The following is an 8,862-nucleotide window of genomic DNA, read 5'->3' on the forward strand; positions in this document are numbered from 1 at the left end:
GACAGGGCGGCGGAGCATCACTGGTTCCTTGGGCTGACGGTCCACTGGGCCGGCCACGCCATGGCGAGGCGGGCGGCGTCCTCGGCTGCGAGGCCGGTCCAGTAAGAGGGGATCGAGCGGGCGGCGGCCGCACGGGTGACCGCGAGCGCCTTCTCCTCGTCGGGCGACAGGGCCCGGCGGACGGTCACCGGCTTCGGCGCCGCGGCGGAGCGGGCTTCCCGGACGACGCGGGCCACCTCGGCCGCGACGGCGAGCTTGCCGATCAGCATGGCGAGGGGGTTGCGGCGGCCGGACATCAATCGGCCTCCCGCGCGGCGACGGTGGCGAGCTCGCTCAGCCGGTCGCGGAGCCGGCGACGAAGCCGGAGGTGGGCGGCCTGGTAGTCCTCGGTGCCCCAGCCGACGTAGCTCTCGGTCGCCCCGGCGACGGCGACGTAGTGCTCCAGGCGGTCGCCGGAGACGCGGGCGACGTAGGCCGTCGCGGTGAGCGCATGTCCGCCGGGGATCGCCCGGCAGGTCTCGTCGCTCAGCTTCACGAGGGAGTAGTCGAGGGGCATCAGGCAGCCCTCCGTCGGGTCGACGGCGTGCGCTTCACCTTCGCGAGGGACGCCTTCACCAGGGCCTGGCGGTGCTCGTCGAGCAGCCGGGCCCGGACGGCGTGGTGCAGGACCACCGCGTCGACCTCGTCGTCGGTCTGGGTGGTGAGCCCGAACAGCATCCGGGCGCGGCCTCCGGCGACCGCCTTCGAGGTCGACCCGCCCCCGACGCCGGCGAGCGACCGGGCGGTCGAGGCGTCGATGTCGGTGATGCAGCGGACCCCGCGCTGGGCGCAGGCGAGCTCGGCCACGCCGCGGAGGCCGCCGAGCATGACGAGCGTGCCGTAGCCGCGGCCGGTGTCCTTCTCGATGGCGACCACCTCGGGCTTGGTGAGGTCGATCAGGTCGAGGACCAGGGTGTGGAGTTGGGCGAAGATCGCGCCGTGCCCGGCGGCCCGCTTCTTGAGCGTCAGCCCGGCGCGGGCGCGCAGGTCGAAATGGAGCGTGTCGAGGCCGCCGAGCTCGCCGGCGGTCCACGCCGCGGCGCCGACGGTCGCCAGGTCGATGGCGAGGATGCGGGTGGCGACCATCAGTGGACCCGCCGCCGAACCGGAGGCGCCCCCGACATCGCGAGGCCAAGGTCGAGCTTCAGGCTTTCGAAGAAGACGAGGTAGCGCTCGAACCCGATCCCGCCGATGCGGTCGGGCCGGCCGGAGCGGATGGCGCCGATCTCGCGACGGACGTTCTTGCCGTCGTCCTCAGGGCCCTCGACCAGCCGGGCGATGTCGCCGGTCGGCATGCCCTGAACCGCGGCCTGGATGTGGGCGGCGAGGCGCACCTTGAGCGGCAGGGAGTGCACCGAGCGCCGCTTGTGGCTCTCGGTATCCTTCCGGCGCGGCGCGCACGTAACGCACGAGGCGGCGACTTGTTCCATAGGAATGTATGACAAGCCTTCGCAGCGGATTCGGCAAGCGGAAGACATACGCAAACCGCCCCTCTGACGTCGATTGCTTCAAAAACATACGCAGCCCTGAAGGATCGGGCATGGCATCCTGCGTAGTTCTGGAGGCCGCCGCCGCGCGCCCCAGTGTCAACTTTGGACTTTCGGGGGCCAAGGTGCCGCATCAGTCGCTTTCGCCGTTGACCAATGCACCGGCTTGCGTACCCTCAACTGTCGGGACGGGACCAAACGGATTCGATTTGCCGGATTAGGCAAATTGAACGCTGTTCAAAAACGAGTGCCGCCCGCCATTCCAGTCGTTCATCGATGCCGCTAAGAGCGGCCCCACAGGCAGGCAGATGTCCCCGACGACACCAGAATTCCTAACCGCCGAGACCCCGCCCGCCATCGCCGACGTCCTCGCCCGCTACGGCGCGAAGGTCGTCCGTGTGCGCGTGGCCGCGGAGATCGACCGCGAGGCCGAGGCCGCCGAGGCCGCCGCCCGGGCCGCCGCCGCCGAGGAGCACGCCCGGAAGGCCGAGTGGGAGGCCGAGGAGCGCCGCCAGCGCTTCAGCGCCGTCGCCCCGGCATGCGTCGCCAACAGCTGGTCCCTGTTCCCGCAGGCCCGCTCCGGCCGACGCGGCCCGATCCTCGTCAAGCAACCCGGGCGGTCATCGAAGTCCCTCCAGTGGAAGCCGCTCCAGGAGCGCCTACCCACCGCCGACGAGCTCTCCTGGTGGGCCAAGAGCGACGGCCCGCGGAACCGGGCGAACACCGCGCTGATCATGGGCGAGGTCTCGGGCCGGGCCCTGTGCCTCGACATCGACGTCAGCGACCCGGCGCTCGCCGAGGCCATCCTGCGCCTCGTCGACCAGCACCTCGGAAGGTCCGAGTTCCGTCGCGTCGGGCGCGCCCCGCGTCTCGTGCTGATCTACCGCTCGGACGTGAGCGACCCGGTCCGGAACAAGACCTACGCCCTCGACGCCAGGGACGCCGACGGTCACGACCAGGCCATCGAGGTCCTCGCCGACCGGAAGCCCATCACCGGGTTCGGCGCCCACCACAAGACCGGCCAGCACTTCGACTGGATCGGCGCCTGCCGCCCGGACACGCACGGTCCCGAGCACGCCCCGCTGATCACGCAGGCCCAGGTCGAGGCCTTCATCTCCGCGGTCGACGCGGCCGGCATCATCGTCCCGGGCCTGCGCAACGCGGTGCAGTGGGGCGACGGCGTCGCGCTCGACCCCGCCCTCGTCACCGCGTCCGGCTTCGTCCAGCCCGCGGTCAACACGGCCATGGCCGGCGTGAAGTGGGACGCCCAGGGCCGCATCGTCGCCGGCCGCGAAGCCTTCCTGCACAGCCGGGCATTCTCGTACGTCGTCAGGAACCCTGGCTTGGCCTTGACGGACGAGGGCCGCTACGCCCTGGCCGGGCACCTGATCGCCGAGTGCGAGGCGATCTTCGCCCCCGGCGGCGACCGGTTCCGTTCCTCGACCGAGCTCGCGCGCGGCTGCCGGGAGCGCATCGACAGCGCCGCGGCGAAGCTGGCCCGCGGCGAGGTCAAGGCCCGCGGCATCGTCCGGGACGAGGCGACCGGCAAGGTCTCGGTCGCCCCGGTCGTGCCGCACGCCGTCGAGCGCACCGAATCGGATGACCTCGCGTGGCTGCCGACGACGCGCGCGCAGCTTCCCGAGGACGTGGTTTTCACCCCGGCCGACCCGGACCTCGCCCGCGACCGCGCGCTGATCTCGGACGCCGAGCGGGGCGAGCAGGCGGGCCGCGTCGCCACGCAGATCGTCGGCGTGATGGAGAGCTTCCTCGCCGAGGTGCGCCACGACCGCATCCTCGGCGCCGACGCCCCGGTGCGCCCGGTGCGGCTGCTCCGCGCCCCGACCGGCGCCGGCAAGAGCTCAACCGCCGTCAAGGTGGTCACCGAGGACCTCGCGCAGCACGGGCCCATCGGCGGCGCGCTGCTGTTCCTGCAGCCGTCCTACGAGAACATCTACGAGAACGTGAGCCGGTTCCAGGCCACGTCCCGCGGCGCCTGGGCCGTGTTCCGTAAGAACGCCGAGCAGGCGGCGCGGGACCTGCCGCAGGGGACCAAGTACCTCATCCTGGAGGGCAAGGAGAGGGGCGGCTGCCTCAGGACCGAGGAGCAGGGCATCCTGCGCGCCGCCGGGATCTCGTCAGCCGGGCTGTGCAAGGCCTCGGTCGAGGACGGCGTCGGAGGCAGCGAGGAGAAGCGCTGCCCGCACTACGACGTCTGCCCGGTCATCGCCGCCCGCGCGAAGATCGCCGAGGCGCAGGTGATCTTCGCGCCGACGGCGTTCCTCACGAGCCCGTCGCTCCCGGCCGGGCTGGAGAAGGCGGTCGCCGGGGTCATCGGGGACGAGCGGACGTGGACGGAGGTCCTGCGCTGGGCCGTGTTCCCGACGCTGACGCTCGACACCCCCCGCGCCCCGCCTCGGACGTACAAGAGGGACGGCGGCGAGACCGGGGACGAGCTGATGGCCGCCCGGCACTACGCGGCCGCCACCGCCGCCGAGGCTATCCGCGGCCACTACGACGTCGCCGCGATGCTCGTCCTCCGGCACGGCATGGAGAAGGCCGAGGCCATGGTCGAGGGCGCCATCAAGGTGACCGGCCGCGCGCAGGAAGCGGGCCGGAAGCTCCGGCCGGACATGTCGGTCGAGGCCGTGCGCGCCCTGGCGGAGCGCCCGACAGGAAAGCACTTGAGGGAAGAGTGGAGGTTCTGGAAGATCGTCGGCGAGCGGCTGCTGGCGCTGAAGATGGACGCCACCACGCGGGACCTGAACGGCGGCGTCGACCGGCTCGGAAGCGACGGGCGCCCGATGCCCGGCCTCGCCCGGGGCGACCGGGACTACCGCATCCAGAGCCTCGACGGCGGCAAGACCATCCGCATCTCCTGGCGCGCCGACGCCAACTTCGCCGAGCACCCGGTGCTGCTCCTCGACGCCTCGGCCGACGTCGGGCTGACGAGCAAGTGCTGGGGCGGCCGGGATGTCGAGGTCGCGGACGTCGACGCCAAGCTGAACCTCCGCACGATCCTGCTCGCCGACCGGACATGGCGCACGAGCGCGTTCCGGATGGACCTGGCGGGGGAGGACAAGAAGGCCCGCCGTGGCGTCGCCATGACCATCGGGCAGGTCCGCTCGGCCATCACGACGGCGGCGGTCCTGTACGGTCACGGACGCATCGTGGTCGGCGCACCGAAGAGCGTCCGGACCGCACTGATGCACACGTGGGCGGAGCCGCCGAACACGGACTGGATGCACTACGGCGCGGTGCGCGGCCTCGACTATGCCCGCGAGCACCTCGTCGCCTTCTCGGTCGGCAGGCACGAGTTCCCGGTGAGGTTCATCGACGGGGTCGTGGCCGCGGCGACCTACGACGACGAGGAGCCCGAGCTCCCCATCGACGCCTGGGGAGACGGCTACCTGCACGCCGAGGACGGCACGTTCCTTGTCGACGACTACGGCCACGCCATCGAGGTCCGCCCGCCGCAGGTCATGCGCACGCATCCGCTGCGGAACGGCGGCTCGGTGACCGTCACGGTCTCGGAATACACGGGCAATTGGGCCAAGGTCATCTGCCAGCAGTTCCGGGAGGAGGAGCTCAAGCAGTTCGCCGGGCGTCTCCGGCCGGTCTACCGGCTCGGCGAGGCGCCCCTGTGGATCGCCGGGAGCCGGTGCCTGCCCGAGGGCTTCGTCGTCGACGACGTCGTCAGCATGACCGACCTCGCCGATCCCGCGCGGGTCGGCGCCCTCGCCGACGCGCTGCGGCGGACAGGCGTCGCGGACGCCGAGGTCTTCCAGGAGGTCGCCTACGATTCGTGGCTGAAGCGCGTCCCGGAGGCGGTCCTGCACGAGCTCGGGCTGGACGGGGCCGACATGACCAGCCGGTGGGCCAAGGCCATGAAGGCGGTCCGGATCGAGGTCGACGGCGGCGAGGCGGTCGAGCGGCAGGTCCCGGCATGGGTGCCCGACGCCGACCTGCGCGACCACGTCGTGGCCGCCTACCGCGCCGCCGGCCGCGAGGTCGAGACCGTGGAGTACCTCGGCCGCGGCGCCCAGCCGGCCGGCGGGATCGCGCGCTCCGAGGAGGGCGACAAGGTCGTGGCCGTCGTCGGGACCCGGGCCCAGCGCGCCGATGCCGAGCTCGCCGCCCGGGACGCCGTCGAGGAGATCTTCGACAAGGTCGCCTCGAACTTCCGTTCGACCGCCCGGCAACTGTTCACGCCGGGCGGCATCGACATGGGCGTGCAGGTCATCCTCCACGCCAACCCCCCGGTGCCCACCGAGGGGGGCGAGGTCATCGACCTGCCGGAAGCGACGGCCGCAGCGCCCGCAGCCCCGACGGCACCGGACGAGGCCGCGGCCGCCGCATAGCGGTGGGCGTGCGCGTCCTCGCCGGCGCGCACGCCTCCCTCGGATCGGACGCCTTGAGCCGCAGGCACTTGACCGCGTTCTTGATGGGCGAGCGCTCGTACGCCCACTCGAACGTCACCCCGACCCGGCGGAGGTCCTCCGCAACCGGGCGGAGAAGCTGCTGCTCCAGCGCCGACGGCGTAGGGATGCCGCTCGCGCCGAGTGCCTCATGCATCTCGACCGCGCGGATCTCCAGGCTCAGGAGGCCGCCCCGGACACGCTTGGCGCGCCAGCCCCGGGTCAGCTTCGCGCCGGCCTCGGTCCACGCCAGCAGGCGGAGGTAGACAAGCGGGCTGTAGCGGGACGAGAACGCCGACATGACCTTGGGGTCGTAGCCGAACGGCGCGGGGGCGAGCTCGTCGTCGGCGGCGTCCGCATGCGGGTGGGCGACGGCCGCCAGGGCCTGGTCGACCTTGAACGTGAGCGTCGTCGCCTTGTCCGAGACCCGGTTGCGCGGCTTCGTCATGTCCTCCCGGGCGCCCGGCGCCACGATGGCTGCCTCGCCCAGCGAGGGCTCGCCCGCGATGCTCGCGCGGATGTAGATGGCCCGGGACTGGGCGGCCATGACCCCGGCGAGGCTCACCCTGCCGAGATCGACCTGAAGGCGGCCCAGCGGCACGGTCAGGGTGTCGAGCGCCCGGTCGGCGTAGTCTGGTTGCGGATACCGGGCGTACATCCACTCGCCACGGTCGACCTCGCGGGTGGCGGAACGGGACAGCAGCGCCAGGGCGAGGCAGACCCCCGCGACGTCGACGCGGTGGGCGGCCGACACGGGGGACCCGTCGGCGTACACCGACATCCGGGCCGACAGGACGAGGTGCGTGGCGAGGTGACGGGAGAGCGGCAGCATGGGTGCGGTCCAACTAAAACTAACCGCATTGTGCGCGCCACTTAGGAAAAGATCAAACCGCAAGTGTTTGCAGCATCTTGGGTGTCGCGCCCTTAGCCGCTTAGGGGGTAGGGGGTTCCCGCCCCCACGGAGTTAAGCGAGCGACAGCGAGCTTTAAGGTAACCCTCTGTTCTAAGGGTTCCACACGCGCGCGACTTCGCGCCAGCAAGCTGGCACTCGCCGCGCGTAAGGGTTGGGCTTTCCGCTGTGGAATGCTGACCTCAGGGGAGGGGCTTCGCCCTTTTCTCAGGGGGGGGTGAGTACCGCCGCGCTACCGCCGCCGCCGCCGTGTTGCCGCCGCCGTGACGCAGGGGCGGCCGGCATCGGGCCTTCCGCCGCAGCCGTGGGTCTTTCCTCATCCGGACCAGTCGAGGGGTGATTTCGGGGCTCCCTACGCCTCGGATCATTCCGGCGGATCGGCTCTGGTCGCTTGCAGGGCTCAGTGCTTCAATGTCGGCATGACCCCGACGCCCAGCACCGACATGCACGAGACCGCCGCGGCCCGCACGGCCCGCCAGAAGCGGGACGCTGCCGACCGGGCACGTGATCATCGCGAGCGCCAGCGCTCGGAGATGGAGGCGCTCCGGGCCCGCGTCGCGGAACTCGAACCGCTGGTCGCCCGGGTCGCCGAGCTTGAAGCTCGCGTCTCCGAGCTCGAACCCCTCGTGGCGCATGCCGCGGTCGACGCACTGGTCGTTGCCGGTCTCGCCCGCGCGGTAGCCCGGGCCCCGGGGCATCGCGACGAGGCCCCCGTCGCGGGCAGCGTCCCGGTGCCTGCCATTATCGATCAGTGCGGGAAGGCGGGCCGAAGCGCGGGTGGCGACTACGCAGAGTGCGCTCACGCCGCCGGGGGTCGCCTGCAGGCCGCCGTCCGGCAGTTCGCCCCGGCACCGCGGACCGCTTGACATGGCTTCGGTTGCCGCGAATCACCTGCTACGTTACTCTGAATGCGTCTGTTGGGGGCACCGCACGCGGTGTTGTCAGCGACTGGATCAAGACTCGGCCCCAGGTCGACTAGCATGCCGCCGGGGCCACTTTTTCGTGTCAAAGTTCCGCCGAACAGGCTGGCGAAGTCGAAAACGCCGAGGGCGCACTGGACCGCAAGCTCGTGGCCTCAGCCGAGCAGGAAGACCATCGAGCTCTACCTGCCGCGCTCGGCCGAGAGTGCTGCCGAGGCCCAGCCCGAAAACCATCTCTCACTGCGGCGGGCGGCCTCCGGCGAGGTGGTGCTCGTGGTCGAGGATGAGCCTGCGGTGCTGGAGATGGCGGTCGAAAGCCTAGGCGAGCTCGACTACCGGACGCTGACTGCGACCCAAGCCTCGAAGGCCCTGGAACGCAGGGCGGCCGCGAGCGCATCGACATCCTGTTCTCGGACGGGGCGATGCCCGGCGGCATGAATAGCGAGCAGCTCTAGGTCGCGAGGCCCAGCGCCTGAGTCCGCGCCTGCGGGTGCTCCTGACGTCCGGCTACACGGGCACTGCCCTCGACGAGCATGCGGTGCTTGCCGACATGCCGCTACTGAGCAAGCCCAAACAAAGGGAAGAACTCGCCAACAAGCCCAGGGTCGTCCTCGGCTGCCCCCTTCTGTGGCCGCGCGGGATTTCGGACCTGCCTTCACGCGGCTTCGAGGATGCGCCGCAACGCCCGATCGGTCGTCGACGCGTCCGCAGGCTTCGGCAATTGTCGCGGGGACGGGTCATGCCTGGGCTTACAACGGTCTCCCTGGGTGCCGCCGCCCCGCCCCTTAGGAGACACCCAGGGCGGGGACCACTCCAGCTAGAACGCGTCAGGCCTCGCCGGTGGCGCGTACCCAGGCCATCCTTGTGTCAGTGTCCGGGGTGCCCAGCTGGACGCGCGGAGCCGTTCGGAGGTCACGCTGTTTGACGACCTGATCGGGAGCCACCGCGTCTTGGGCCAACTGACGGCGTAGGGCCTGAGGTCACGGACTTCAGGTAGGGCGCGCGCCCCCTGTCAAACGAGAGCGTCATCGCACCCGCAAGCCAAGGCGAGACGCGCCTTGCCTGGGAATGCCCTTGATCTTCGACCAAGA

7 protein-coding genes are annotated in these 8,862 nt (G+C 71.3%); 2 read left to right on the forward strand and 5 right to left on the reverse strand.

All coding sequences use genetic code 11. The features are described from left to right. Nucleotides 1-17: 17 nt before the first annotated feature. Genes ACQKQD_RS16165 through ACQKQD_RS16180 form a run of 4 tightly spaced genes read right to left on the reverse strand, consistent with a single transcriptional unit; the run spans nucleotide 18 to nucleotide 1,394 of the window. Nucleotides 18-296 (reverse strand): hypothetical protein, encoded by a 279-nt coding sequence (locus ACQKQD_RS16165; RefSeq protein ID WP_427508872.1) that lies wholly within the window; start codon nucleotides 294-296, stop codon nucleotides 18-20. Continuing rightward, nucleotides 296-556 (reverse strand): hypothetical protein, encoded by a 261-nt coding sequence (locus tag ACQKQD_RS16170; RefSeq protein WP_427508873.1) that lies wholly within the window; start codon nucleotides 554-556, stop codon nucleotides 296-298. Before ACQKQD_RS16170 ends, ACQKQD_RS16165 begins: the two co-directional genes overlap by 1 nt. Then, nucleotides 556-1,125 (reverse strand): hypothetical protein, encoded by a 570-nt coding sequence (locus tag ACQKQD_RS16175; protein WP_427508874.1) that lies wholly within the window; start codon nucleotides 1,123-1,125, stop codon nucleotides 556-558. The genes ACQKQD_RS16170 and ACQKQD_RS16175 overlap by 1 nt, the downstream gene beginning before the upstream one ends. Then, nucleotides 1,125-1,394, reverse strand: coding sequence for a hypothetical protein (locus tag ACQKQD_RS16180; protein ID WP_427508875.1), 270 nt, complete (start codon nucleotides 1,392-1,394; stop codon nucleotides 1,125-1,127). Before ACQKQD_RS16180 ends, ACQKQD_RS16175 begins: the two co-directional genes overlap by 1 nt. A 440-nt stretch (nucleotides 1,395-1,834) precedes the next feature. Between ACQKQD_RS16180 and ACQKQD_RS16185 the strand changes: the two genes are divergently transcribed. Next, the gene (locus tag ACQKQD_RS16185) at nucleotides 1,835-5,884 is read left to right on the forward strand and encodes a hypothetical protein (protein WP_427508876.1); all 4,050 of its coding nucleotides are present in this window, start codon (nucleotides 1,835-1,837) and stop codon (nucleotides 5,882-5,884) included. Here the strand turns inward: ACQKQD_RS16185 and ACQKQD_RS16190 are convergent. Further along, the gene (locus ACQKQD_RS16190; RefSeq protein ID WP_427508877.1) at nucleotides 5,808-6,773 is read right to left on the reverse strand and encodes a hypothetical protein; all 966 of its coding nucleotides are present in this window, start codon (nucleotides 6,771-6,773) and stop codon (nucleotides 5,808-5,810) included. The genes ACQKQD_RS16185 and ACQKQD_RS16190 overlap by 77 nt on opposite strands. A gap of 497 nt (nucleotides 6,774-7,270) precedes the next feature. Between ACQKQD_RS16190 and ACQKQD_RS16195 the strand changes: the two genes are divergently transcribed. Then, the gene (locus ACQKQD_RS16195; RefSeq protein WP_427508878.1) at nucleotides 7,271-7,717 is read left to right on the forward strand and encodes a hypothetical protein; all 447 of its coding nucleotides are present in this window, start codon (nucleotides 7,271-7,273) and stop codon (nucleotides 7,715-7,717) included. Nucleotides 7,718-8,862: the final 1,145 nt, after the last annotated feature.

Source organism: Methylobacterium sp. NPDC080182 (assembly GCF_050281105.1).
Taxonomy (GTDB): domain Bacteria; phylum Pseudomonadota; class Alphaproteobacteria; order Rhizobiales; family Beijerinckiaceae; genus Methylobacterium.